Below are 1127 nucleotides of genomic sequence, written 5' to 3'. Positions count from 1 at the left end.
CTGCCATACAGGTGTACTTGATCACCAGATATTCGTCGATCCCGAAATGCGAGCCTTCGCGGCCCACACCGGATTGCTTGACCCCGCCGAAAGGCGCCACTTCATTGGAGATTAGTCCGGTGTTCACACGGCGCAGACCGGCGCGGACAGATTCCCGACATAGCCTGCACAATTGCCGAGCCGCTGCGCCAGAACTTCACCTATGACCGCGAGAAAGAAATGTCGCGATGCGTCTTGCCGCACGTTGAGGCTGCTCCTACTTAAACCAAGCATTTAGGTGAGCGTTTGAAGATTATAGTTGAACTCCAGAATGCGAACCATACCGTCGGTTGCGCTATTTTTACGATGTTGTTGAGTCGCAACAACGCTAACGAGCACCGCGCCGCACCCGGCATCCCGCGCGCAGCTATCCGGCAGCGAAAGAGTTGCAAATAAAAGTCCGCGAACAAACGCTCGCGGACCTGGCACAGTGACCAAACAGGCGGACGAGGCCGGAAACCTCGCCCTGAAAGCCTGATGGCCTTCGGCGTCTTAAACCGCCATCACCGAAACCGCCTTGGTGACCAGATAGCCTTCCATCGCTTCCGGACCGCCTTCCGACCCATAGCCCGAATCCTTCACGCCGCCAAACGGCATTTCCGGCGAAGGCGTAGCATGCTGGTTGATCCACAACATGCCGACTTCCATCTGTTGCGACAGCAGATGCACGTTGCGGAACGACTTCGTGAATGCGTAACCGGCGAGACCGTACGGCAGACGATTCGCTTCAGCGATCGCTTCTTCGAGCGTGTCGAAACCGCGGATCGCTGCGATCGGGCCAAACGGCTCGTTGTTGAACACGTCCGCTTCGAGCGACACGTTGGTCAGCACGGTCGGCGCGAAGAAGTTGCCTTCCGAGCCCACGCGTTCGCCGCCCGTCTCGACCTTGGCGCCGGTCTTGCGCGCGTCGTCGAGCACCTTGCTCATTGCGGTTAGACGGCGCGCATTGGCGAGCGGCCCAAGGGTGGTGCCTTCGGCCAGCCCGTCGCCGAGCTTGAGGCCTTCAGCGTGCTTGACGAGCGCCGCCGCGAATTCTTCGCGGATGCTGTTGTGCACCAGAAAGCGCGTCGGCGAGATGCAGACCTGGC

General features: G+C 59.8%; 1 protein-coding gene and 1 pseudogene. Both read right to left on the bottom strand.

Going from position 1 to position 1127, the window contains the following annotated elements; translation table 11 throughout:
- Positions 1-181, bottom strand: a pseudogene (locus GNZ13_RS51445) (aldehyde dehydrogenase family protein); the annotation flags it as partial.
- A 350-nt stretch (positions 182-531) separates the two neighbouring features.
- A partial coding sequence (locus GNZ13_RS51440) for an aldehyde dehydrogenase family protein (protein ID WP_172179103.1) occupies positions 532-1127 on the bottom strand: 596 nt, incomplete at its 5' end.

The sequence above is a fragment of the Paraburkholderia elongata genome (genome assembly GCF_013177735.1).
Lineage (GTDB): Bacteria > Pseudomonadota > Gammaproteobacteria > Burkholderiales > Burkholderiaceae > Paraburkholderia > Paraburkholderia elongata.
This window is presented reverse-complemented; position numbering and strand designations above follow the sequence as displayed.